20 protein-coding genes are annotated in these 23,927 nt (G+C 65.5%); 8 read left to right on the top strand and 12 right to left on the bottom strand.

Annotated features, from left to right (window positions below):
* Positions 1–105 precede the first annotated feature (105 nt).
* A complete protein-coding gene (locus AC25MA_RS07900) occupies positions 106–1,383 on the bottom strand; it encodes an aspartate aminotransferase family protein (protein ID WP_486971929.1) in 1,278 nt (425 codons plus the stop codon).
* Positions 1,384–1,591: 208 nt separating this feature from the next.
* On the opposite strand from AC25MA_RS07900, the gene AC25MA_RS07905 reads away from it, so the two are divergent.
* Positions 1,592–2,515, top strand: coding sequence for a LysR family transcriptional regulator (locus AC25MA_RS07905; protein ID WP_062362936.1), 924 nt, complete (start codon positions 1,592–1,594; stop codon positions 2,513–2,515).
* A gap of 385 nt (positions 2,516–2,900) precedes the next feature.
* Here the strand turns inward: AC25MA_RS07905 and AC25MA_RS07910 are convergent, their stop codons facing one another.
* The 9 genes from AC25MA_RS07910 to bioB form a co-directional block, all read right to left on the bottom strand.
* Complete coding sequence (locus AC25MA_RS07910; protein WP_486971930.1) at positions 2,901–4,679, bottom strand: acyl-CoA dehydrogenase C-terminal domain-containing protein; 1,779 nt, start codon at positions 4,677–4,679, stop codon at positions 2,901–2,903.
* A gap of 135 nt (positions 4,680–4,814) precedes the next feature.
* The gene (locus tag AC25MA_RS07915; protein ID WP_028689063.1) at positions 4,815–6,098 is read right to left on the bottom strand and encodes a GGDEF domain-containing protein; all 1,284 of its coding nucleotides are present in this window, start codon (positions 6,096–6,098) and stop codon (positions 4,815–4,817) included.
* 378 nt (positions 6,099–6,476) lie between these two features.
* Positions 6,477–8,282, bottom strand: coding sequence for a phenylacyl-CoA dehydrogenase (locus AC25MA_RS07920; protein ID WP_028689064.1), 1,806 nt, complete (start codon positions 8,280–8,282; stop codon positions 6,477–6,479).
* 250 nt (positions 8,283–8,532) lie between these two features.
* Positions 8,533–8,829 carry a hypothetical protein gene (locus AC25MA_RS07925; protein WP_028689065.1) on the bottom strand — a complete coding sequence of 99 codons (297 nt, stop codon included), beginning with the start codon at positions 8,827–8,829 and terminating at the stop codon, positions 8,533–8,535.
* A gap of 109 nt (positions 8,830–8,938) precedes the next feature.
* Complete coding sequence (gene bioD, locus AC25MA_RS07930) at positions 8,939–9,619, bottom strand: dethiobiotin synthase (protein WP_028689066.1); 681 nt, start codon at positions 9,617–9,619, stop codon at positions 8,939–8,941.
* Between the two features lies 1 nt (position 9,620).
* On the bottom strand, positions 9,621–10,445 hold the full coding sequence (gene bioC / locus AC25MA_RS07935) for a malonyl-ACP O-methyltransferase BioC (protein ID WP_486971931.1): 825 nt from the start codon (positions 10,443–10,445) through the stop codon (positions 9,621–9,623).
* A complete protein-coding gene (locus AC25MA_RS07940; protein WP_028689068.1) occupies positions 10,438–11,169 on the bottom strand; it encodes an alpha/beta fold hydrolase in 732 nt (243 codons plus the stop codon). Before AC25MA_RS07940 ends, bioC begins: the two co-directional genes overlap by 8 nt.
* Positions 11,162–12,334, bottom strand: coding sequence for an 8-amino-7-oxononanoate synthase (bioF, locus tag AC25MA_RS07945; protein WP_207852260.1), 1,173 nt, complete (start codon positions 12,332–12,334; stop codon positions 11,162–11,164). Before bioF ends, AC25MA_RS07940 begins: the two co-directional genes overlap by 8 nt.
* 2 nt (positions 12,335–12,336) lie before the next feature.
* Complete coding sequence (gene bioB, locus AC25MA_RS07950) at positions 12,337–13,395, bottom strand: biotin synthase BioB (protein ID WP_028689070.1); 1,059 nt, start codon at positions 13,393–13,395, stop codon at positions 12,337–12,339.
* Between the two features lie 90 nt (positions 13,396–13,485).
* Here bioB and AC25MA_RS07955 point away from each other — a divergent pair, with 90 nt between their 5' ends.
* The 4 genes from AC25MA_RS07955 (at position 13,486) to rarD (ending at position 17,052) form a co-directional block, all read left to right on the top strand.
* Positions 13,486–14,223 (top strand): ComFC family protein, encoded by a 738-nt coding sequence (locus AC25MA_RS07955; RefSeq protein ID WP_028689071.1) that lies wholly within the window; start codon positions 13,486–13,488, stop codon positions 14,221–14,223.
* 57 nt (positions 14,224–14,280) lie between these two features.
* A complete protein-coding gene (locus tag AC25MA_RS07960; RefSeq protein WP_062362918.1) occupies positions 14,281–15,045 on the top strand; it encodes a TOBE domain-containing protein in 765 nt (254 codons plus the stop codon).
* Positions 15,046–15,125: 80 nt separating this feature from the next.
* Positions 15,126–16,100: a serine/threonine protein kinase gene (locus tag AC25MA_RS07965; RefSeq protein ID WP_028689073.1), complete on the top strand. Its 975-nt coding sequence runs from the start codon at positions 15,126–15,128 to the stop codon at positions 16,098–16,100.
* Positions 16,101–16,164: 64 nt separating this feature from the next.
* Positions 16,165–17,052 (top strand): EamA family transporter RarD, encoded by an 888-nt coding sequence (gene rarD / locus AC25MA_RS07970; RefSeq protein ID WP_028689074.1) that lies wholly within the window; start codon positions 16,165–16,167, stop codon positions 17,050–17,052.
* A gap of 248 nt (positions 17,053–17,300) precedes the next feature.
* On the opposite strand, the gene AC25MA_RS07975 is transcribed toward rarD, so the two are convergent.
* A complete protein-coding gene (locus AC25MA_RS07975; RefSeq protein WP_028689075.1) occupies positions 17,301–17,819 on the bottom strand; it encodes a glycine cleavage system transcriptional repressor in 519 nt (172 codons plus the stop codon).
* 460 nt (positions 17,820–18,279) lie between these two features.
* Here AC25MA_RS07975 and AC25MA_RS07980 point away from each other — a divergent pair, with 460 nt between their 5' ends.
* Complete coding sequence (locus AC25MA_RS07980; RefSeq protein WP_486971932.1) at positions 18,280–20,457, top strand: malate synthase G; 2,178 nt, start codon at positions 18,280–18,282, stop codon at positions 20,455–20,457.
* A 78-nt stretch (positions 20,458–20,535) separates the two neighbouring features.
* Here AC25MA_RS07980 and AC25MA_RS07985 read toward each other — a convergent pair whose 3' ends face one another.
* The gene (locus AC25MA_RS07985) at positions 20,536–20,985 is read right to left on the bottom strand and encodes a response regulator (protein ID WP_028689077.1); all 450 of its coding nucleotides are present in this window, start codon (positions 20,983–20,985) and stop codon (positions 20,536–20,538) included.
* A gap of 225 nt (positions 20,986–21,210) precedes the next feature.
* Between AC25MA_RS07985 and AC25MA_RS07990 the strand changes: the two genes are divergently transcribed.
* Both AC25MA_RS07990 and AC25MA_RS07995 read left to right on the top strand, forming a co-directional pair.
* The gene (locus AC25MA_RS07990; RefSeq protein ID WP_062362909.1) at positions 21,211–23,148 is read left to right on the top strand and encodes a putative nucleotidyltransferase substrate binding domain-containing protein; all 1,938 of its coding nucleotides are present in this window, start codon (positions 21,211–21,213) and stop codon (positions 23,146–23,148) included.
* On the top strand, positions 23,145–23,855 hold the full coding sequence (locus AC25MA_RS07995) for a 3'-5' exonuclease (RefSeq protein ID WP_279153167.1): 711 nt from the start codon (positions 23,145–23,147) through the stop codon (positions 23,853–23,855). Before AC25MA_RS07990 ends, AC25MA_RS07995 begins: the two co-directional genes overlap by 4 nt.
* Positions 23,856–23,927 lie beyond the last annotated feature (72 nt).

The raw sequence follows: 23,927 nt of genomic DNA on the forward strand, positions 1-23,927 counted from the left end.
GTTCCACCAAGCAAAAAAAACGCCCCGGGCCATGTATTTCAGGCCAGGGGCGATGCGCAGGAACGCCAGACGGTTCGTTGAAATTCTGTATGCCGGAGCAATCGGTCAGGCCGGCACTTCGCGGCGGTTGTGCTGCTGGGCATGCAGGCGGGCGAACGCCCGGGCCAGGCGCAGGAGCATCTCGTCGATATTGCCCCTGCTCACGGTCAGCGCCGGCGAGAACCGCACCACGTCGGCCTGCGGCGCATTGAGCAGCAAGCCCTCCTGCAGCGCGGCCTCGACCAGCTGCGCCGCGCTGTCTTCACGCAGTTGCAGACCCCACAGCAGCCCCTGGCCACGCACTTCGCCCTGGCCGTAGCGACCCGCCAGGCGGCTCAGGCCATCGCGCAGGTGCCGGCCACTGTCCAGCACCTGCTCGAAGAAGCCCGCCTCCAGCACGGTCTGCAACACGGCCAGCCCTGCAGCGCTCATCAGCGCGTTGCCATGGTGGCTGCCCTCCAGCTCGCCCGGTTCGGCGCAGCAGGCACGGCCACGAGCCAGTAGCGCCGCCAGCGGCACGCCACCGCCCAGGCCCTTGCCGAGAGTGATGATGTCGGCCCGCACTCCGTAGGATTCTTCTGCCAATAGGGTGCCGCAGCGTCCTACACCGGTCTGCACTTCATCGAGAATCAGCAGAATGCCAAGCTCACGGCATAGGCGCTCGACACCCTGGAGGTAATCACGGGTGGCCGGGATCACGCCGGCTTCGCCCTGGATCGGCTCGAGCATGATCGCCACGGTGCGCGAGTCGACCGCCGCGTGCAGCGCCGCCAAGTCGTTGAACGGCACTTTGCTGAAGCCCGGCAAGCCGGGCTCGCAGCGGTTGCACGGCAGCGGATCGGAAGCCGACAACGCCCCAAGGGTGCGCCCATGGCAACCCTGGCTGGCGGTGATGATGTGATAGGCGCCGTTGCGGTGTAGCTGGCCCCACTTGCGCGCCAGCTTGATCGCGCCCTCGCAGGCTTCGGCACCGCTGTTGAGCAGGTAGGCCTGGTCACTGCCAGTGCGCTGGCATAGTAGCTCGACCAGGCTCAGCAGACCGCGGCTGTGATAGCCCGCACCGGGGTTGATCAGCGCCTGGGCCTGGTTGCCCAGCGCCTTGACCAGCACGCTCGGGCTGTGCCCCAGGCTGTTGACCGCGCAACCCTGGGTGAAGTCCAGGTAGGCGTGCCCCTCGCTGTCCCACAACCAGGAACCCTGGCCACGCACGAACACCTGCGGCGCACGCTCGGTGCTGGGCATCAGCCGCTCGCGGGAGAGCTGCGCGCCGGCCGGCTCGATCACCGGAGCACGCTTGGGCTCGGCGACGGCGGGCGCCGAGCGGCGCAGGTTGAACAGGTTCATCGGGGCTCCGGCCAATCACGGGTGGGCGGTCAAGGTTCCGGTCTGGCGCCGGAATTGGATATTTTGCCTTGCCTATCAAAAGTGTTTTTCATTCGGGGTAACAATCGCCTTGAAGACCGCTGTAACCCGTTGGAATACGGCGATAGACTAGGCTTACGGCCAATTTGCGGCCATTTCGTTTTTCCAGCTTTTTCGATAAGTATCACTTATGGATTTCCGACAACTGCGTTACTTCGTCGCGGTCTACGAAGAGGGCCATGTGGGCCGCGCCGCCGAACGTCTGTCACTGTCGCAGCCAGCACTGTCGCAGCAGATCCGCCAGCTGGAACATAGCCTCGACCTGAGCCTGTTCGAACGCAGCAACAAGCGCCTGCTGCCCACGCTGGCCGCCCACACCCTGTACAACCACGCCGTGCCCCTGCTCGACGGTCTGCAACGGGCCCACGAAGCCATGGGCAACTTCAAGGGCCAGTCGCTGCGCACCCTGGCCATCGGCGTGCTGCAGACCGTGCGGCCAAGCCTGGTGCCTCAGTTGCTGGAAAGGGTGCGCAAGGCCCAGCCGCATCTGGTGGTGCAGATCTATGAACTGTCAGGGTCGGAGATCGAGCGGCGCCTGCTCAATGGCAGCCTGGACATCGGCATCAGCTACCTGCCGCCGCGCCAGCCGGGGCTGCATGGTTTGCTGCTGTACGAGGATGAGCTTCAGCTGGTGATCCCCAGGACCCACCCGCTGAAAGACTTCAAGAAGGTCTCTATCCGCCAGGCGGCGGAGCTGCCGATGCTGATGCTCGGCGAGGAGTTCCAGATCCGCCAGATCTGGAAGGCGCAGCTGGCCAGTCAGGGTCGCAGGCCCCAGGTGCAGGCCGAGATGAACAACATGGCGGGGATCCTCGACAGCCTGGCGCACACGGCGCTGGCGACCATCCTGCCGGGCCGAGCCAAGGATGCCGCGCAGGACGACCAGGAACTGCTGTGGAAGCCCCTGAGCGAGCCGCGGGTGCCGCTCAAGGTCGGCCTGGTGTTCCGCGATGCCCAGCGCCAGCAGGCTTCGGTGGAGCTGCTGCGGACCTTGCTGGAAGAGGAAGCCGACCCACGTCAGCTGGGTGCCTCGCCACTGGATGTGCTCGGCTGAAAAATACGCGCACAAAGAAAACCCCGCCTAAGCGGGGTTTTCCAGACTGTTTCCCTTCGACATCCCTATCAACCCGCCGTCCTGGCAGGAAATCCTTCGTGTCCCTGTTCTATCTTTTCGCGCTTCCTGCGCTACTTCCGTGTAAGGCGTCCTGCTCTGTCCATTGCGCGTCCTGCGCTACGTCCATGTAAGAAAGAGTAACCGTGGATCCAATCTTAGGAAAGAGGCGAAACGTCACCACGTCGTGTAAGCCAAAGCTTACAAAAGCAGTCCTTGCACAAACACACCACCCTGACAAAGCAAAAGGCCGCCCCTGCAGAAGGATTGCATCCCCCTGCAAGAGCGGCCTTGAGCCGCAACGGACTGCTATGCAGCCCCGCAATGGTTAGAACTGCGCGGCGTCCAGCAGATAGAGCGACTCGCTCCCCGCCTTCACCGATGCCACCAGCGAGTGAACCCGTGGCAGCAGGCGTGCGAAGTAGAACCGCGCCGTGCCCAACTTGGCACCGTAGAAGTCGGCATCCCCGTCACCGGCCTTGGCCGCCCGCGCCATCAATGCCCACATGTAGGCGTAGGCGACGTAGCCGAACGCGTGCAGGTACTCGACCGAGGCCGCGCCGATTTCGTTGGGGTTGCCCTTGGCCTGGTCCAGCACCCAGGCGGTCAGCTCGTCGAGCTGGTCAAGGGATGCCGCCAGCGGCTTGGTGAATTCACCCAGCTCGCCGCCGGCGGTGGCGATGAACTGGCGGATCTCGTCGGCGAACAGCGTGTAGTAGGCGCCGCCGCTGGCCACCACCTTGCGGCCGACCAGGTCCAGCGCCTGGATACCGTTGGTGCCTTCGTAGATCTGGGTGATGCGCACATCGCGCACCAGTTGCTCCTGGCCCCATTCGCGGATGTAGCCATGGCCGCCGAAGACCTGCTGGCCATGCACGGTGCACTCCAGGCCCAGGTCGGTGAGGAAGGCCTTGGCCACCGGGGTCAGCAGCGCCACCAGCTCCTCGCTGCGCTTGCGGACCGCGGCGTCTTCACTGTACTTGGCGCTGTCGAGCTGCATCGCCACATAGGTGGAGAACGCGCGACCGCCTTCGGTCAGCGCCTTCATGGTCAGCAGCATGCGGCGCACGTCCGGGTGGACGATGATCGGGTCGGCCACCTTGTCCTTGGCCTGTGGCCCGGTCGGAGCACGGCTCTGCAGACGGTCGCGGGCGTACTCCACGGCGTTCTGGTAGGAGCGCTCGGCCGAAGCCAGGCCCTGGATACCGACACCCAGGCGCTCGTAGTTCATCATGGTGAACATGGCCGCCAGGCCCTTGTTCGGCTCACCGACGATGTAGCCGACCGCCTCGTCGAAGTTCATCACGCAGGTGGCCGAGCCCTGGATGCCCATCTTGTGCTCGATCGAGCCGCAAGTGGCCGGGTTGCGCGCGCCGAGGCTGCCATCCTCATTGACCAGGAACTTGGGCACCAGGAACAGCGAGATGCCCTTCGGACCTGCCGGGGCGTCCGGCAGCTTGGCCAGCACCAGGTGGATGATGTTCTCGGTGAGGTCGTGCTCGCCGCCGGTGATGAAGATCTTCGTGCCGCTGATCTTGTAGCTGCCGTCGGCCTGAGGCTCGGCCTTGGTGCGGATGATGCCCAGGTCGGTACCGGCGTGGGGCTCGGTGAGGCACATGGAACCGGCCCAGACGCCGGCGTACATGTTCGGCAGGTACTGTTCCTTGAGCGCTTCACTGGCGTGGGCGTTGATCGACAGGCAGGCGCCGGCGGTCAGCATCGGGTACAGGCCGAAGGCCAGGCTCGAGGCGTTGACCATCTCCTCGACCTGCGCCGAGACGACCTTGGGCATGCCCATGCCACCGAAGAGCGGATCACCGCCAACGCCGACCCAACCCCCTTCGGCATAAGTCTGGTAGGCCTCGATGAAGCCCGCCGGGGTACGCACCGAACCGTTGTCCCAGTGGCAACCCTCTTCGTCGGCGGCGCGGCTCAGCGGCGCGATGGTCTTGCCGGTGACCTTGCCGGCCTCCTCCAGCACGGCCATGGCCGTGTCCGCATCGACCGCCTCGGCCAGGCCGGGCAGTTGCGACCAGAGCGTGGCCACGTCGAAGACTTCATTGAGGACGAAGCGCATATCGCGCAGGGGCGCTTTATATTCAGCCATGACAACCTCTCGCTATCGGGGGCGGGGCGGCCCGTCGGGGCCGCGGCACTGGGATGACCGCAGTGTAACCGAACAACTTTTACGAGACATAGGGTCATCATGCGACCGAATAGTCTTACATAGTCACACAACAACTCACGCCATGCGCACGGCGCCGCGCCTCGATTGCTGGCCGAAGGTCATGACGCAGTTACGCCCCGCGCCCTTGGCGCTGTACAACGCCTGGTCGGCAGACTTGAGCACTTCGTCGGGATTGCGGTGCTCGACCTGGCGCTCGGCGACGCCGATGCTGATGGTCACCGACACCGTGGTGTTGGCCCCTGCGCCACGGCGCTGGCGCCCGGTGGAATCATCCTGCGGCCGGCTGTTCTGGTCGCGCAGCTGGATGGCGTAGTTGGCGATCATCTCGCGCACCGCCTCCAGGTGCGGCAGGCACTCTTCGGCGGTCTTGCCGGCGAACACCAGGGCGAACTCCTCGCCGCCGTAACGGTAGGCGCGCCCGCCGCCGGTCACCTTGGACAGGCGGCTGGCGACCAGGCGCAATACCTGGTCACCGACGTCGTGGCCGTGGGTGTCGTTGAATTTCTTGAAATGGTCGACATCGGTCATGGCGATCACATAGTTGCGCCCCAGGCGCTGCATGCGCTCGTTGAGGGCCCGCCGCCCGGGCAGGCCGGTCAGCTCGTCGCGGAAGGCCATCTGGTAGGCCTCGTGGGACACCGCAGCGGCGATCATCAGCATCACCTGGCTGCACATGATGTTCAGGGTGAACGGCAGGATGAAGGTCTTGGGCAGCATCCAGAAGATGCCGATCAGGCCGATGATCTGCGCGGCATGCAACGGCCTTGGCTCGCGCAGGTACTGCACCACCAGCAGGATGAACACCGCCAGGAACAAGGGGTAGGCCAGCTGGATCAGGCTCATCCACTGGCCATGCAGCGCGGGCCAGCGGATCTCGGCCAGCCAGCCCAGCAGCGCCTCGGGAAAACTCTGCTCCAGCGCCACCGCCACGCTGCTCACGGCGAACAGCACGGCGAAGCGCGCCAGCAGGTCCTGGGCCAGGTGGGTGCGTTCCTGCCACGCCCCGTACAGGCCGAACAGCGCCGGCAGCAGCAGGCACACCAGGTGGAAGATCACCGCCGCATCCTCGCGGACCCGGCCGTTGTCGCGGTAGAAATCGGTCTGGGTATCGAGCAGGAAATAGGCGATATACACCGTGACCATCAGGAACAGCTCGCGCTGGCGGCGGTACACGGCGCAGTAGGCGCCACCCAGCAACAGCACCAAGGTGGGTAGAACGTTGAACAGCGATGTGAAGAAGACGCTGAGGTCCCTCACATAGGCTGCCGCAAGCCCTGCCAGCAACAGAATCAGCGAAGGCAGGAAGTGGCTCGCGCGTACAGCGGATAGACGAAACAAGGGTAATCTCCGACCCGGCAGATCAATAATGGCATTGTGCCCCTACTTCATCGGCAGTGCACATGAATAGATGAATACAGATGCCCGCTTTAACGGCAGATCAGGGGCCAAGCTTGAGACTTTCTCGTTACGGGATGCGACACCCGGTAGGATTTTTCCTGTTTACGCGTTCCCTGTGGGAGCGGCCTTGCGTCGCGAAAGGGCTGCAAAGCAGCCCCGGCGATCTTTGCATCAACGCTGGAATCCTGGGGCTGCTCTGCAGCCCTTTCGCGACGCAAGGCCGCTCCCACAGACGACCGCGTAAGTCGCAGCTGAAATCCAGGCGAAAAAAAACCGCCTGCCGGTGAGGGCAGGCGGTTTTTCGTACAACCAACTGGCTTAGATGGACAGACCGAAGTCTTCTTCCTTCATCGCCATCAGGTTGTCGGCGCCGGAGAGAATCGCCGCGACGTGGCTGCGGGTACGCGGCAGGATGCGCTGGAAGTAGAAGCGCGCAGTCTGCAGCTTGGCGGTGTAGAACGCCTCTTCGCTGGTACCGGCCGCCAGTTTCTCGGCAGCCAGGCGGGCGATGTCGGCCCAGAAGTAGGCCAGGCACGCGTAGCCCGAGTACATCAGGTAGTCCACCGAAGCGGCACCCACTTCCTCGCGGTCCTTCATCGCGGCCATGCCGATCTTCATGGTCAGCTCGCCCCACTCCTTGTTGATCGCAGCCAGCGGCTCGACGAACTCCTTGGTGGCTGCATTGCCTTCCTGACCCTGGCAGAACTTGTGGACGATCTTGGTGAAGCCCTTGAGTGCCTCGCCCTGGGTCATCAGCACTTTACGGCCGAGCAGGTCGAGGGCCTGGATGCCGGTGGTGCCTTCGTACAGCATGGAGATACGGCTATCGCGCACGTTCTGCTCCATGCCCCACTCGGCGATGAAGCCGTGACCGCCGTAGATCTGTACGCCGTGGTTGGCGGCCTCGAAGCCGACTTCGGTCATGAATGCCTTGGCAATCGGGGTCAGGAAGGCCAGCAGGGCGTCGGCCTTCTTGCGCTCCTCCTCGTCCTGGCTGTACTTGACGATGTCCACCTGCTTGGCGGTGAAGTACACCATCGCGCGGTTGCCTTCGGCAAAGGCCTTCATGGTCAGCAGCATGCGACGCACATCCGGGTGGACGATGATCGGGTCAGCGGCCTTGTCCGGCGCTTTCGGGCCGGTCAGCGAGCGCATCTGCAGGCGGTCACGGGCGTACTTCAGGCCGCCCTGGAACGCCACCTCGGCGTGGGCCAGGCCTTGCAGCGCGGTACCCAGGCGAGCGGTGTTCATGAAGGTGAACATGCAGTTCAGGCCTTTGTTGGCCGGGCCGATCAGGTAGCCAGTGGCGCCGTCGAAGTTCATCACGCAGGTGGCGTTGCCGTGGATGCCCATCTTGTGCTCGAGGGAGCCGCAGCTCACGCCGTTGCGCTCGCCCGCACCGCCTTCGGCGTTGGGCAGGAACTTCGGCACGATGAACAGCGAGATGCCCTTGGTGCCAGCCGGGGCGTCGGGCAGGCGGGCCAGGACGATGTGGACGATGTTGTCGGCCATGTCGTGCTCACCGGCCGAGATGAAGATCTTGGTGCCGGAAACCTTGTAACTGCCGTCGGCCTGAGGTTCGGCCTTGGTGCGCAGCATCCCCAGGTCGGTGCCGCAGTGCGGCTCGGTCAAGCACATGGTGCCGGTCCACTCGCCGGACACCAGCTTGGTCAGGTAGGTATGCTGCTGCTCGGGGGTGCCGTGGGCGGAGATGGTGTTCATCGCGCCATGGGACAGGCCCGGGTACATGCCCCACGACCAGTTCGACTCACCGACCATTTCGCTCAGGGCCAAGCCCAGCGACTCGGGCAGGCCCTGGCCGCCGTGCTCGACATCGTGGGCCAGGCTCGGCCAGCCGCCCTCGACGAACTGCTGGTAGGCTTCCTTGAAGCCGGTCGGGGTCTTCACGCCCGACTCGCTCCAGGTGCAGCCCTCGAGGTCGCCGACGCGGTTCAGCGGGGCCAGCACCTCTTCACAGAACTTCGCGCCTTCCTCCAGGATCGCGTCGACCATGTCAGGCGTGGCGTCCTGGCAGCCCGGCAGGCTCTGATAGTGCGCCTCATAGCCGAGCAGCTCGTCGCGGACGAAGCGGATATCACGCAAGGGGGCTTTGTAATCAGGCATTGCGATGAACCTCTGTGATGAGTTCGGTGGGGAGACCGCGGATACCGACCAGCTCTTGGCGGCTTTCGGTCAAACAGTTGTTTGAAACTTACGTTTAGGTGGCCTCGCTGTCAAGGTGGGCTAGCGACGGCATTTGTGCCGCCGAATATGCCATTTACGCCAACCGCCCTCAAACGCATCGCGGGGCAAGCCCGCTCCCACGGATGGAAGCGGGCTTGCCCCGCGATGTAAGCAAAAGTAATTCAGCGGGTCAGACGTAGGTGTCGATGAACCGACCGAGCATTTCATCGGAAGCCTTGGCGACTTTGGCACCGAGTTCGACTTCGTGCTTGCCCAAGGCCAGTTGCACGGTGCTGGTGGCCAGATCCAGCTGCTGGCTGCGGTCGACACCGCGCAGGCGCTCGGCCTGGTATTCGGTGGACTGCCCGCTGGCGCCACGCTCGACAGCGCCGCTGGCGATCTGCTGGGCAGCCTGGTCGACACGGTTCTGGCCGTTCTGGATGGCACCCAGGCCCGCGTAGAAGGCGGAGCTCGCATTGATTTCCATGTCAGGACTCCATGACGCTGGATGAGGAACAGGCCTTATTAAAGCAGCACAGCGGGAAAAAGGCCCGTTTAAATCCCTAATAGCCTAGTGCCAGCTAATAGGCAAAGGCCTAATCCAGCAGGTCCAGCTGCAAATGCGCAGCCACCGCGTCCGCACCAGCCTGCTTCAACCAGGGCACCCGCCCCAGGCAGGGCGCGGGCAGGCGCTCGGCCAGGCTGGATAGGTTTTCTTCCAGGCGCGATGTTCGCGGATCGACGATGTTCGCCACCCATCCCGCCAGTTGCAGGCCGTCCCGGGCAATGGCCTCGGCACTGAGCAAGGCGTGATTGATGCACCCAAGTCGCACCCCCACCACCAGGATCACCGGCAGCTTCAGGGCGATGGCCAGGTCCGACAGGTTGGCATGGTCGGACAGCGGCACGCGCCAGCCACCGGCGCCTTCGATCAAGGTGAAATCGGCGTGCTGCGCCAGTACCTGCTGCATGGCATCGCGCAACGCCGGCACGCTCAGCGCCACTCCGGCCTCGCGGGCTGCCACATGTGGAGCGATGGCCGGTTCGAAGGCGAAGGGATTGACCGCTTCATAGGGCAGTTTGACCGAACTTTCGTCGATCAGCGCCAGGGCGTCGCTGTTACGCAGCCCCTTGGCCGTCACCACGCACCCGGACGCCACCGGCTTGGCCGCCAGGGTGCTCAATCCCAGTTGCCGCGCCGCATGCAGCAAACCTGCGGCGATGGTGGTCTTGCCGACATCGGTGTCGGTGCCGGCAATGAAATAGGCCTGGCTCATGTCACTGCTCTCCGTCCGACGGCTTGCGCAAGACGCCGTAGATCACTTGGTAGGTGGCCGGCAGGCCTTGCACCTGGCGGTACTGTTCGTAGGCCTGCAACAGGCCCTGCATCCGCGCCCGACCGGTGAGCCCCGACGGACGCCCTGGGTTGAGGTTGTGCGCACCCAGCGCCTTGAGCTCATGGGTCAGGCTGCGCACATCGGGATAATGCAGCACGTGGGGACGCCGCTCCAGGTCGATCAGCTCCAGTCCGCTGTCACCGCACAGGCGCTGGTAATCCTCGAAACGCCGGAAGCGATTGACGTGCACCATGCCATCCACGGCCTGCCAGCTGGCGCGCAATTCATCCAGCGTGCCCACGCACAGGCTGCTGAAGGCCAGCACGCCGCCGGGGCGCAGCACCCGCCGCGCCTCGCCCAGCACGCTGGCGAACTGACCGCACCACTGCACCGCCAGGCTGCTGAACAAAAGGTCAACGCAACCATCGCGCAACGGCAGGTGCTCGGCGTCCCCCGCCACATGATGCCGGGCGCCGCCCTGCTCGCGGGCATGGCGCAGCATGCCTTCGGCGATATCCACCGCCACGCCACTCGATTGCGCGAAGCGCTCGGCCAGCACCCGGCTGAAGTGGCCGGTGCCGCTGCCCATGTCCAGCCAGCGCGCAGGCGCAAGGTTGCTGGGCAGCTTTTCCAGCAGTGCCATGCCCACCGCGCGCTGCAAGGCCGCGACGCTGTCGTAGCTGGCCGCGGCGCGGGAAAACGAAGCCGCCACCTGACGCTTGTCCGGCAGGGTGCCGGGCAGGGGGGGCTGGGAAAGGTCAGTCATCACCACTCTCATGCAGGAAACTCTTGATGCCCGCCGCCAGCTCCTGGGGATACTCCAGCAGGAAAGCGTGGGAACTGTCTTCGACCAGGCCGACTTCCACGTCGGGCAGCAGGTCGCTCAGGGCCTTGGCCGCTTCCACCGGCACCAGCGCGTCACTGCCAGCGAACAGGTGCAGCTGCGGGCCGCCGTATTGCTCCAGGGCGGTGCGGGTATCGAGGCTGGCCAGCACTTCCAGGCCGGTTGCCAGGTACAGCGGATCGGTGTCGGGCACGCCCACGCCCAGCTGCCGCAGCAGGGTGCGCGGTTGCTGCGCGCCCTCGCTGCACAGGGTGCGGAAGCGCTTGAGGGTGACATGGGTATGGCTGCGGCAGCCGTCGAGGAAGGTGCCGAAAGTGTCGGCGGGCATGCCGTGCGGCCAGTCCGGCCGGGCCACGAAGCTGGGGTTGCTGGCCAGGGTGAGCAAGCCGCAGCAGTGGTCGCCCCGTTTGTGCGCCAGGGCGCTGGCGAGCATGCCACCTAGCGACCAGCCGCCCAACCAGACGTCGGTCGGCAGCCTGCGGTCCAGATGGTCGACCCAGGCCTGGACATCGCTGTGAGCCAGTTCCGGCAGCGCCATCAACTCGACCTGCAGGCGTGGATCCTGGGCGCGCAGGCTGGCGGCCAGCGGCTCCAGTGAAGCGGTGCCCAGGCCCCAGCCGGGCAGGAGGATCAGTCGGTTACGCATCGGCGGACTCCAGTTGTGGATAACACTCGGCCAATGCATTCAACAATAGCTGCACCTGCGCCTCACTGTGGGCGGCGCTCAGGGTCACCCGCAGGCGGGCACTGCCGGCGGGCACGGTGGGCGGGCGAATCGCCGTGACCAGCAACCCGCGCTCGCGCAGCAGGCGGGACAATGCCAGCGCCCTCCCCGCATCGCCGATCAGGATCGGCTGGATTGCGGTGTGGCTGTCCATCAGGGTCAGGCCGATCTGCTCGGCACCCGTGCGGAACTGCCGGATCAGCGCCGCCAGGTGCTCGCGCCGCCAGTGTTCGCGGCGTAGCAAGTCCAGGGCCTTGAGCGTGGCGCAAGCCAGCGCCGGTGGCTGGCTGGTGGTGTAGATGTAGGGCCGGGCGAACTGCACCAGCGCCTCGATCAGCTCCTCGCTGCCGGCGACAAAAGCACCGGAAGTACCACAGGCCTTACCCAGCGTGCCGATCAACACCGGCACGTCCTCGACGCCGAGGCCGCAATGCTCGACCAGGCCACCACCCTTGGCGCCAAGGGTCCCCAGGCCATGGGCATCGTCGACCATCAACCAGGCACCACGCTCGCGGGCCACCTTGGCCAGGGCCTGCAGGTCGGCGCAATCGCCGTCCATGCTGAATACACCGTCGGTGACCACCAGGGTATTGCCGGTCGCTTTGTCCAGGCGGCTGGCCAGGCTGGCCGGGTCGTTGTGTAGATAGCGGCTGAAGCGGGCGCCGCTGAGCAGCCCGCCGTCGAGCAGGGAGGCGTGGTTGAGGCGGTCCTGCAGCACCGTGTCGCCCTGCCCGACCAGCGCGGTGATCGCGCCGAGGTTGGCCATGTAGCCGGTGGAGAACAGCAGCGCACGCGGCCGGCCCGTCAGTTCGGCCAGCGCCTCCTCCACCTCGTGGTGCGGGGTGCTGTGGCCGATCACCAGGTGCGAGGCACCGCCGCCGACACCCCAGCGATCGGCGCCGTCGCGCCAGGCCTTGATCACCTCGGGGTGATTGGCCAGGCCCAGGTAGTCGTTACTGCAGAAGGCCAGCAGCGGCTGGCCGTCGACCACCACCTGCGGCCCCTGCGGGCTTTCAAGCAGTGGTCGCTGGCGGTACAGGTCGGCGGCACGCCGTTCGGCCAGCCGCGCGGCAAGATCGAAGGCCATGCTCAGGCCGAGGCTGCGTCGTAGAACAACTCGCTGCTGCGCTGCTCGACCAGCGCCTGCTCGATGGCGGCCTGGTGCACTTCGTCGGCGTGTTCTTCACGAGCTTCCGGCTGGATACCGAGGCGGGCGAACAGCTGCATGTCCTTGTCGGCCTGCGGGTTGCCGGTGGTCAGCAGTTTCTCGCCGTAGAAGATCGAGTTGGCGCCGGCCATGAACGCCAGGGCCTGCATCTGCTCGTTCATCTGCTCGCGACCGGCCGACAGGCGCACATGGGACTTGGGCATGAGGATCCGGGCCACAGCCAGCATGCGGATGAAATCGAACGGATCGACGTCCTCTTCATCGGCCAGCGGCGTGCCGGCGACCTTGACCAGCATGTTGATTGGCACCGACTCCGGGTGCTCGGGCAGGTTGGCCAGCTGGATCAAGAGGCCTGCGCGGTCGTCCAGCGACTCGCCCATGCCGAGGATGCCGCCGGAGCAGATCTTCATGCCGGCATCGCGCACGTAGGCCAGAGTCTGCAGGCGCTCGCTGTAGGTGCGGGTGGTGATGATGCTGGCGTAGAACTCCGGCGAGGTATCGAGATTGTGGTTGTAGTAGTCAAGGCCCGCCTGGGCCAGGGCCTGGGTCTGCTCCTGGTCGAGCTTGCCGAGGGTCATGCACGTTTCCAGGCCCATGGCCTTGACCCCTTTGACCATCTCCAGCACGTAGGGCATGTCCTTGGCCGACGGGTGCTTCCACGCCGCGCCCATGCAGAAGCGGGTCGAGCCGATGGCCTTGGCCCGGGCGGCCTCCTCCAGCACTTTCTGCACTTCCATCAGCTTCTGTTTTTCCAGCCCGGTGTTGTAGTGACCGGACTGCGGACAATATTTGCAATCTTCCGGGCAGGCGCCGGTCTTGATCGACAGCAGCGTGGAAACCTGCACGCGATTGGGGTCGAAGTGCGCGCGGTGGACGGTCTGGGCCTGGAACAGCAGGTCGTTGAACGGCTGCAGGAACAGGGCCTTGACCTCGGCCAGGGACCAGTCGTGACGTGTGGTTGCAATTGCGCTGGCGCTCATTGGCGTTTCCTTATCTATGGTCTGACTGACGCCGGGACAGGAAAACCCTCCAGCGCATCACGGATAGCTCGCATAGTCACGGAAGGCTCCATGAACTGTCAACCAATCAAGAACATGCTGGTTTACATCTGTACAAATACCGATCAATTCTGTTTGCTCTGCGACGAGCCTAGCGAGCAGCTCTATCCTTTGTGCATTGCCTGCGAGCAGGCACTGCCCTGGCTGGATGAGCAGTGCCGCCGTTGCGCGCTGCCCCTGGCCATGGATGGCCTTCTCTGCGGTGGTTGCCGCCGTCGCCCACCGGCATTCAGCCGGGTAATCGCGCCCTGGCATTACGGTTTTCCCATCGACACCCTGGTCAGCCGTTTCAAGCACAGCAGCCAGTGGCCGCTGGGGCGGCTGTTGGCACAATTGCTCGGCCACAGCCTGACGCACCGCTACAACGAAGGCCTGCCACGGCCGGACCGTCTGTTGCCCGTGCCGCTGGCCAAGCGTCGACTGCGCCAGCGCGGCTTCAACCAGGCGGCGATGCTCGCCCGCTGGCTCGCCGGGCAACTGCGCCTGCCCTGTGACGAGCGCCTGCTCCAGCGTGTGCGCGATACCCCGGCGCAGCAGGCCCTTGGCGCCCGGGCCCGGCACCGCAACCTGCGCCAGGCCTTTGCCCTTGCTCCCGGCTGCGAGCTCGACGGCCTGCACCTGGCACTGGTCGATGACGTACTGACCACCGGGGCGACCGCACAGGCCATCGCCCGCCTGCTGCGCCAGGCCGGCGCCCGGCGGGTCGACATCTACTGCCTGGCGCGCACGCCCAGGCCGGGCCAGGCTTGACTTGCCCCGGTGACGGCGGCAACGTCGCGGGACCTACACCACACCCGATGCCCGCCCATGTCCCTGCCTGCCCTGCTCACCCAGCACATCGTCCGCCGCCCACAGCGCATCGCCCTGTTGCAGCATGTCGCCGAACAAGGCTCGATCACCCGCGCCGCCAAGGCTGCGGGCATCAGCTACAAGGCCGCCTGGGACGCCATCGACGAACTCAACAACCTGGCGGCGCAGCCCCTGGTGGAGCGCAGCACCGGCGGCCGCGGCGGCGGTGGCGCACGGCTGTCCGCAGAAGGCGAGCGGGTGCTGTGCCTGTACCAGCGCCTGCAGGCCCTGCAGGCGGAGATTCTCGAGTCCGCCGAGGACAGCAGCGACCTCGACCTGCTCGGCCGCCTGATGCTTCGTACCAGTGCGCGCAACCAGCTGCAGGGGCGGATCAGCGGGCTGCGCCGCGAAGGCCGGCATGATCGCATCAGCCTGGACCTGGGCGGCGGGCTGGAGATCGAGGCCTTGATCACCCGGGGCAGCACCGAGCGGCTGGAGCTGGCGTTGGGGGGGACGGTGGTGGCGCTGCTCAAGGCCGGCTGGGTACGGTTGCTGGACGCGGCTGAGACGCCGGAGCCAGGGAGCAACTGCCTGAAGGCCAAGGTCGAGGAGGTACTCATCGAAGAGGATGGGCCGGGTGAAGTGCGCCTGGCGCTGGGCAATGGCCAGACCTTGTGCGCCATCGCCGAGGCAGCCTGGCTGGCGCAACGGCAGGTCCAGCCAGGAAGCGCCCTGCGGGTACAGTTTCATCCGTCGTTCGTGTTGCTGGGAGTGCCGGTCTAACCTGGCCGCGAAGCCCAGGCCGGCTTGGCCCGGGGTTTGGGGTAACATGCAGGCCGCAGTCCCCGCGACCGGAGCCTTTCATGTCCCATCCCTTCGACACCCTCACCCCCGACCTCGTACTGGACGCCGTGGAAAGCCTCGGCTTTCTCAGCGACGCACGGGTGCTGGCGCTCAACAGCTACGAGAATCGCGTCTACCAGGTGGGCATCGAGGACGCGCAGCCGCTGATCGCCAAGTTCTATCGCCCTGGGCGCTGGAGCGACGCGGCGATCCTCGAGGAACACGCCTTCACCCGTGAGCTGGCCGAGTGCGAAGTGCCGGTGGTGGCGCCGTTGCTGCACGATGGGCGCTCCCTGTTCGAACACCAGGGATTCCGCTTTACCCTATTCCCACGCCGTGGCGGCCATGCCCCGGAGCCGGGCAACCTCGACCAGCTCTATCGCCTCGGGCAGTTGCTCGGGCGCCTGCACGCGGTAGGCGCGAGCAAACCCTTCGAGCACCGCGAAGCGCTGGCTGTGGACAACTTTGGCCACGCCTCGCTCAAGACCCTGCTCGACGGCGAGTTCGTGCCCCGCGAGCTGCTGCCGGCTTATGAATCGGTGGCCCGCGACCTGCTCAAGCGGGTCGAGGACATCTACGCCCGCACCTCGTACCAGACAATCCGCCTGCACGGCGACCTGCACCCCGGCAACCTGATGCACCGTGACGACGTCTACCACGTGGTCGACCTCGACGACTGCCGCATGGGCCCGGCCGTCCAGGACCTGTGGATGATGCTCGCCGGCAGCCGCGAAGAGCGGCTCGGCCAGCTGGCCGAACTGATCGACGGCTACAACGAATTCCACGACTTCGACCCGCGTGAGCTGGCCCTGATCGAGCCTCTGCGCGCCCTGCGCCAGTTGCACTACAGCGCCTGGCTGGCGCGGCGCTGGGACGATCCGGCGTTCCCGCCGAGCTTCCCCTGGTTCGGCCAGCCGCGCTACTGGGGCGACCAGATCCTCGCCCTGCGCGAACAGATCGCCGCGCTCGATGAACAACCGTTGAAATTGTTCTAGGTCAACGCCGCGCTCTGTCTACAATAGGCGTCGCTTTATTTAGCTACCTAAGCAAGGATTCTGCATGCACGCCGCCAACCCGCGCCGCGGGTACCTCCTGGGCCTTGGCGCCTACATCATCTGGGGCCTGTTCCCCCTGTACTTCAAAGCGATCCAGAGCGTTCCGGCGGTGGAAATCATCGTCCACCGCGTGCTCTGGTCGGCCCTGTTCGGCTCGCTCCTGCTGCTGGTGTGGAAGCACCCCGGCTGGTGGCGCGAACTGCGCGACAACCCGCGGCGCCTGGCGATCCTCGCCCTCAGCGGCACGCTGATCGCCGGCAACTGGCTGACCTACGTGTGGGCGGTGAACAACGGGCGCATGCTCGAGGCCAGCCTGGGCTACTACATCAACCCGCTGATCAACGTGCTGCTGGGCATGCTGCTGCTCGGCGAGCGCCTGCGCCGCCTGCAATGGCTGGCGGTCGCCTTGGCAGCCTTGGGCGTCGCCCAACAGGTGTGGCAGGTGGGCAGCCTGCCCTGGGTGTCGCTGGCCCTGGCGCTGTCGTTTGGCTTCTATGGCTTGATCCGCAAGCAGGCACCAGTGGCGGCGCTGCCAGGGCTGGTGGTCGAAACCTGGATGCTGGTGCCCATTGCCATCGGCTGGTTGCTGCTGCACCCGACGGCCAGCAGCGCCAGCCCTGAGTTCTTCGGCAGCAGCGAAGCGCTGTGGCTGATCGCCGCCGGCCCGGTGACACTGGTGCCGCTGGTATGTTTCAACGCCGCCGCACGCCACCTACCCTACACAACACTGGGCTTCCTGCAGTACCTGGCACCGACCCTGGTGCTGCTGCAGGCGGTACTGCTGTTCGACGAACACCTGTCGTCGAGCACATTGATGGCGTTCGCCTTTATCTGGGCGGGGCTGGCTGTCTACAGCGTCGATGCCTGGCTGAGTTTGCGCAAGCGCGCCTGATCAAAAAATGATCATATTGCTGCAAGCCACGGATAACGTGGCCTGCAGCAAGCGCTCCAAAGGTTATCCACACCCTCGTCCCCGCCGTTTGTGCACAAGCCACTGAATAGTGGACGTTTTTTGCTCAAATCTCGCCAGGCCTTGCTGTAACTGGCCTCCAGCGTAGCGCCCCCAGCTTATCCACAGGGGCTTCCCCGCAAAATCGGGATAACCACCTCAGGGCCGCTTCGCGCCCCGGCGATCTCGAATCACTCCTCCGGCCGCAACCGCAACTCCACCATCAGATCATCCGCCAGGCTCTCCAGCCGCGCCTGCAGATCCTCCAGCGACAAGGTCAACGGCAACGCCAGCAATGCATCGGCATGAAACAGCGGCTCGCTGCTCATCGGCGCCGGCCGGACCTCGGTACTCAGGCGCTCGACGTTCACCCCTTGCTCGGCCAGCAAGCGGGTGATATCACGGACGATACCCGGCCGGTCGTTGCCCACCAGCTCCATGGCGATCGGTTTCCAGGTGCAGGACGGCTCGATCCCGCTTTCGGCAATGAGTACACGGATGCCGTGGTCACCCAGTTTCTGCAGCGACTCGACCAGTTCGGCATAGTTCTCCGCCGGCACCGCCACCCGCAGGATCCCGGCGAACTGCCCAGCCATGCGCGACATGCGGCTTTCCAGCCAGTTGCCATTATGATCGGCGATGCACTGGGCGATACGCTCGACCTGCCCGGCCTTGTCCGGGGCGATCACGGTGAGTACGAGATGGTCCACGGGCCACTCCTTCATTCGTCTGCGAAGGCCGCCCCAGGCGACCGGAATACGGGGATCGAATCAGTATAGGCAAGGCGCGGCAACCTGCCGCAGGACAGTCATGGCAATCAATCGTGTACTGTTTCAAGATTTATCTGGAACAATCCACCTGTTTTTTGCGAACATGTCGTCTCCCAGCGTGACCCCATGCGACCAACCGGTCGCAGAGCGACGCTTTTAGTCTGATGTTCACCTGCCTGCTGCTTCATGTAGTATGCGTCGACGCGGACTACAAAACGTCGTTTCGATGTCTGCCAAGGCGCCTGTGAAAATACGCCAACCGCCCGCCGGCCCGTCTGGCGAGCCGCACCCAGCCGCCCCCGGAGCACGTGGGCACGCACTGGTGCCGTGTTTAGAGAAGCGCTACAGGCTTAATACAGAAGAGCGAAAGCGAAATAGCTGAGCAGAGGTGAGGCAAGCAATGACTGGATACGTTCAAGTCGGTGGCCTTCAGGTCGCCAAGGTCCTGTTCGACTTCGTCAACAACGAAGCCATTCCGGGGACCGGCATCAACGCCGAGCAGTTCTGGGCCGGTGCCGAGAAGATCATCAACGACCTCGCTCCCAAGAACAAAGCCCTGCTCGCCAAGCGCGACGAGCTGCAAGCGAAGATCGACGCCTGGCACCAGGCCCGCAAGGGCCAGGCCCACGATGCCGTGGCGTACAAGGCGTTCCTCGGGGAAATCGGCTACCTGCTGCCACAGGCCGAGGACTTCCAGGCCACCACCCAGAACGTCGATGAAGAAATCGCCGTCATGGCAGGCCCGCAACTGGTGGTGCCGGTGATGAACGCCCGCTTCGCCCTGAACGCCGCCAATGCTCGCTGGGGTTCGCTGTACGATGCCCTCTACGGCACCGACGTCATCAGCGACGAGGGCGGCGCCGAGAAAGGCCAGGGTTACAACAAGCTGCGCGGCGACAAGGTCATCGCCTTCGCCCGTGCCTTCCTCGACGAAGCCGCGCCACTGGCCGCCGGCTCCCACGTCGACTCCACCGGCTACCGCATCGAAGGCGGCAAGCTTGTTGTGGCCCTCAAGGGCGGCAGCAACAGCGGCCTGCGCGACGACGCCCAGCTGATCGGCTTCCATGGCGACGCCAAGGCACCGACCGCCGTGTTGCTCAAACACAACGGCCTGCACTTCGAAATCCAGGTCGATGCCAGCACCCCGGTCGGCAGCACCGACGCCGCCGGCGTGAAGGACATCCTGATGGAATCGGCGCTGACCACCATCATGGACTGCGAGGACTCGGTCGCCGCAGTCGACGCCGATGACAAAGTCATCGTCTACCGCAACTGGCTGGGCCTGATGAAAGGCGACCTGGCCGAAAACGTCAGCAAGGGTGGCAAGACCTTCACCCGCACCATGAACCCGGACCGCGAGTACGCCGCCCCCAATGGTGGCAGCGTCACCTTGCACGGACGCTCGCTGCTGTTCGTGCGCAACGTCGGTCACCTGATGACCAACCCGGCGATCCTCGACGCCCAGGGCAACGAAATCCCCGAAGGCATCCAGGATGGCCTGTTCACCAACCTGATCGCCCTGCACAACCTCAACGGCAACACCAGCCGCAAGAACACCCGCAGCGGCAGCGTGTACATCGTCAAGCCGAAGATGCACGGCCCGGAAGAAGTGGCCTTCGCCGCCGAGATCTTCAGCCGCGTCGAAGACCTGCTGGGCATGCCGCGCAACACCGTCAAGGTCGGCATCATGGACGAGGAGCGCCGCACCACGGTCAACCTCAAGTCCTGCATCAAGGCTGCCGCCGAACGTGTGGTGTTCATCAACACCGGCTTCCTCGACCGCACCGGTGACGAGATCCACACCTCCATGGAAGCCGGCGCCGTGGTGCGCAAGGGCGCCATGAAGAACGAGAAGTGGATCGGCGCCTACGAGAACAACAACGTCGACGTGGGCCTGGCCACTGGCCTGCAGGGCCGCGCGCAGATTGGCAAGGGCATGTGGGCCATGCCCGACCTGATGGCCGCCATGCTCGAGCAGAAGATCGCCCACCCGCTGGCCGGCGCCAACACCGCCTGGGTACCGTCGCCGACCGCCGCCACCCTGCACGCCCTGCACTACCACAAGGTCGATGTGCAAGCGCGTCAGCGCGAGCTGGCTTCGCGCACTCCGGCTTCGGTCGACGACATCCTGACCATCCCGCTGGCCACTGACACCCACTGGTCGGCCGACGAGATCCGCAACGAGCTGGACAACAATGCCCAGGGCATTCTCGGCTACGTGGTGCGCTGGATCGACCAGGGCGTGGGTTGCTCGAAGGTGCCGGACATCAACGATGTCGGTTTGATGGAAGACCGCGCCACCCTGCGTATCTCGGCCCAGCTGCTGGCCAACTGGCTGCGCCATGGCGTGGTCACCCAGGAGCAGGTGCTGGAAAGCCTCAAGCGCATGGCCGCAGTGGTCGACAAGCAGAACGCGGGGGACGCCCTGTACCGCCCGATGGCGCCGAACTTCGATGACAACATCGCGTTCCAGGCCGCCGTGGAGCTGGTGGTCGAAGGCGCCAAGCAGCCGAACGGCTACACCGAGCCGGTGCTGCACCGTCGTCGTCGCGAGTTCAAGGCGCGTAACGGGGTGTAAGCCACCTGCAACGCATCGCAGGACCAGCCCGCTCCCACGCCAGTCCAGCGTGGGAGCGGGCTGGCCCCGCGATCGTTTTCAGCCCTGATCCATTCTCAACTCACGTCGCACCAGCTCCAGGAGCTTCCCCAGGTCCACGGGCTTGAGCAGGAAATCCACCACCCCCAGGTGCATCACGTCCACCGCCTCTTTCACATCGGTGTCGCCCGACACCACGATGATCGACAGCGCCGCCCGTTCCGATTCGCGAACCTGGCGGATCAGCTCCAGGCCGTCCTTGGGCTCCATGCGCAGGTCGGTGATCATCAGGGCGATACGCGGCTCATAGTGCAGCTTCAACATCGCCTCCTGCGCACCGTCGGCCGTCATGCAGGCGATACCCCGGCTCTTCAGGTACAGGCTCAGCGCTTCGCTGTTCACCGGGTTGTCGTCCACCACCAGTACCACGGGCCTGGGCGCGACGGGTGCACTCACCACGGCCAACGCCTCTCGCTCGGCGTCGCTCAGGATGTCGTCATGCTCTGCCATGGTCGTCTCGTCAAAAAAACCCCGTTATTCAAGTTCAGACCGCAAAACCCCCGCATGCAAACTGCCTTTCGTCGGCTATTTGACACCCGGGACAAGCAGCGAAAAGTCCGTCGCGCCTTATAGACTTACGTCCAATGGGCACCGCAGAGCCGTCGTCCGACCATGGAGCCCTAGAACAACAAGGTCTGCGCTACATATGCAGACATACTTATCGCGGTCGGTTCCATGAGCAAAAAGGACGCCTACAGCCAGGCGGGCAGAACAGCAGTGCTGCAAAACATCCAGGGCACCCTGCAATTCCTGCAGCGTTTCCCGCCGTTCAACCAGATGGAACACAACCACCTGGCCTACCTGGTGGAGCAGTGCCAGCTGCGTTTCCACGCGGCCGGCGAAAGCATCATCAAGCCTGCCGACGGTCCGGTCGAGCACTTCTACATCGTCAAACAGGGCCGCGTAGTCGGCGAGCGCCACCATGTCACCAAGCCGGGCACCGAAACCACCTTCGAGATCGCCAGCGGCGAATGCTTCCCGCTGGCGGCGTTGCTCGGCGAGCGGGCCACCCGCACCGAGCACCTGGCCGGCGAGGACACCTTCTGCCTGCAACTGGACAAGGCCGCGTTCATCCGCGTGTTCTCCATGTCCGAGGTGTTCCGCGACTTCGCCCTGCGCGGGGTCAGCAGCCTGCTCGACCAGGTCAACCAGCAGGTGCGCCAGCGCGCCGTGGAAACCCTGGGCACCCAGTATTCGCTGAACACCCCGCTGGGCGAACTGGCGCTGCGCCACCCGGTGGTGTGCGCGCCGGACACACCGCTGCGCGAGGCCGTGGGGCTGATGCACGAGCAGCAGGTCGGCAGCATCGTCATCGTCGACGACCAGCGCCATCCCATCGGCATCTTCACCCTGCGCGACCTGCGCCAGGTGGTGGCCGACGCCAGTGCCGAGCTGACCGCGCCGATCGAACGCTACATGACCGCCCGCCCGTTCCACCTAAGCCCCCAGGCCAGCGCCTTCGATGCCGCCATGGCCATGACCGAGCGGCACATCGCCCACGTCTGCCTAGTGGACAACCAGCGCCTGTGCGGGGTGATCTCCGAACGCGATCTGTTCTCCCTGCAGCGTGTCGACCTGGTGCACCTGGCGCGCACCATCCGCCATGCGCCACGCCTGGACAGCCTGGTGTCGCTGCGCGGCGAGATCGGCCAGCTGGTCGAGCGCATGCTCGCCCACGGCGCGTCCTCGACCCAGATCACCCAGATCATCACCCTGCTCAATGACCATACCGTGTGCCGGGTGATCGAACTGGTCATCGCCGAGCGCGGCGACCCGGGCGTGCCATTCAGCTGGCTGTGCTTCGGCAGCGAAGGCCGCCGCGAGCAGACGCTGCACACCGACCAGGACAACGGCATTCTCTTCGAGGCCCGCGACGCCGCCGAGGCCGAGGCCATCCGTGCCCGGCTGCTGCCGCTGGCCCAGCAGATAAACCACAACCTGGCCCAGTGTGGATTCACCCTGTGCAAGGGCAATGTGATGGCCGGCAACCCCGAGCTGTGCCTCTCGCGCAGCGAGTGGACACGGCGCTTCGCCGGTTTCGTGCGCGAGGCGAGCCCCGAGAACCTGCTGGGCTCGAGCATCTACTTCGACCTGCGCGTGGTCTGGGGCGACGAGCAAGGCTGCGAACAGCTGCGCCAGGGCCTGCTGGAGCAGGTCGCCGACAATCGCATCTTCCAGCGCATGATGGCCGACAATGCCCTGCGCCAACGACCACCGGTCGGGCGCCTGCGCGAGTTCGTGCTGACCCGTCAGGGGGACGACAAGGCCGCCACCCTCGACCTCAAGGTGCAAGGCCTGACCCCGTTCGTCGATGGCGCCAGGCTGCTGGCCCTGGCCCATGGCATCAGCGCCTGCAACACCCTGGAGCGCCTGCGCCAGCTGATCGCCAAGGGCATCATCGACCCGCTTGACGGCGCCGCCTATGAAGAGGCCTACCACTTCATCCAGCAGACCCGCATGCAGCAGCACCAGCGCCAGACCCGAGAGAACCAGCCCTACTCCAACCGGCTCGACCCGGACAGCCTCAACCACCTGGACCGGCGCATCCTGCGCGAGTCGCTGCGCCAGGCCCAGCGCCTGCAAAGCAGCCTGGCGCTGCGGTACCAGCTGTGAACCTGTTCACCTGGTGGCGCCCCGCCGCCCCCGAACTCACCGCCCCGCTGCGTCGTCGTCTGGCCCTGCTGCCAGGGCCGGCGCCACTGGGCGTTTGCTCGTTGCGTGAACAGCGCTGGGTGGTGCTGGACCTGGAGACCAGCGGCCTGAACCTCAATCGCGACCAGGTGCTGTCGATCGGCGCGGTGGCCATCGAGGACGGCGCCATCGCCCTGGGTCGCCCGTTCGAGCGCACCCTGCACCGGCCCGCGCAAAAGACCAACGCCAGCGTGCTGATCCACGGCCTGGGCCCCAGCGCCCTGGCCGCCGGCTGCGACCCGGCCGAGGCGCTGCTCGACCTGATGGACTTCATTGGCGACAGCCCGGTGCTGGCGTTCCACGCCCCGTTCGACCAGCGCATGCTGGCCCGGGCGCTGAAGGACAGCCTGGGCCTGCGCCTGCAGCATCCGTTCCTCGATGTGGCGGAGCTGGCGCCGATGCTCAACCCCGACACCGTGTTGCGTGAAGCCGGGCTGGACGACTGGATCGCCCGCTTCGGCCTTGAAGTCCAGGCCCGCCACCATGCCAGCGCCGATGCCCAGGTGACCGCGGAGCTGGCGCTGATCCTGTTCAGCCAGGCCCGGCGCCAGCAACTGGACAGCCCGTTGCAGCTAGAGCAGCGGGTGCGCCAGTGGCGGCGGCGCAAGGCGCACCATCACGGCCTCTGATCCATGCACGCTCCTACAGGAATTGCACATCACCTGAAGAGAACCGCAAAACGTTTGCGATTGCTGCCGGCA

It is taken from the genome of Pseudomonas sp. P65(2024) (assembly GCF_057480955.1).

Coding starts and splice junctions, on each gene's coding strand:
- AC25MA_RS07900 (WP_486971929.1), bottom strand. CDS start 1,383: ATGAACCTGTTCAACCTGCGCCGCTCGGCGCCCGCCGTCGCCGAGCCC.
- AC25MA_RS07905 (WP_062362936.1), top strand. CDS start 1,592: ATGGATTTCCGACAACTGCGTTACTTCGTCGCGGTCTACGAAGAGGGC.
- AC25MA_RS07910 (WP_486971930.1), bottom strand. CDS start 4,679: ATGGCTGAATATAAAGCGCCCCTGCGCGATATGCGCTTCGTCCTCAAT.
- AC25MA_RS07920 (WP_028689064.1), bottom strand. CDS start 8,282: ATGCCTGATTACAAAGCCCCCTTGCGTGATATCCGCTTCGTCCGCGAC.
- AC25MA_RS07925 (WP_028689065.1), bottom strand. CDS start 8,829: ATGGAAATCAATGCGAGCTCCGCCTTCTACGCGGGCCTGGGTGCCATC.
- bioD (WP_028689066.1), bottom strand. CDS start 9,619: ATGAGCCAGGCCTATTTCATTGCCGGCACCGACACCGATGTCGGCAAG.
- bioC (WP_486971931.1), bottom strand. CDS start 10,445: ATGACTGACCTTTCCCAGCCCCCCCTGCCCGGCACCCTGCCGGACAAG.
- AC25MA_RS07940 (WP_028689068.1), bottom strand. CDS start 11,169: ATGCGTAACCGACTGATCCTCCTGCCCGGCTGGGGCCTGGGCACCGCT.
- bioF (WP_207852260.1), bottom strand. CDS start 12,334: ATGGCCTTCGATCTTGCCGCGCGGCTGGCCGAACGGCGTGCCGCCGAC.
- bioB (WP_028689070.1), bottom strand. CDS start 13,395: ATGAGCGCCAGCGCAATTGCAACCACACGTCACGACTGGTCCCTGGCC.
- AC25MA_RS07955 (WP_028689071.1), top strand. CDS start 13,486: ATGAACTGTCAACCAATCAAGAACATGCTGGTTTACATCTGTACAAAT.
- AC25MA_RS07960 (WP_062362918.1), top strand. CDS start 14,281: ATGTCCCTGCCTGCCCTGCTCACCCAGCACATCGTCCGCCGCCCACAG.
- AC25MA_RS07965 (WP_028689073.1), top strand. CDS start 15,126: ATGTCCCATCCCTTCGACACCCTCACCCCCGACCTCGTACTGGACGCC.
- rarD (WP_028689074.1), top strand. CDS start 16,165: ATGCACGCCGCCAACCCGCGCCGCGGGTACCTCCTGGGCCTTGGCGCC.
- AC25MA_RS07980 (WP_486971932.1), top strand. CDS start 18,280: ATGACTGGATACGTTCAAGTCGGTGGCCTTCAGGTCGCCAAGGTCCTG.
- AC25MA_RS07985 (WP_028689077.1), bottom strand. CDS start 20,985: ATGGCAGAGCATGACGACATCCTGAGCGACGCCGAGCGAGAGGCGTTG.
- AC25MA_RS07990 (WP_062362909.1), top strand. CDS start 21,211: ATGAGCAAAAAGGACGCCTACAGCCAGGCGGGCAGAACAGCAGTGCTG.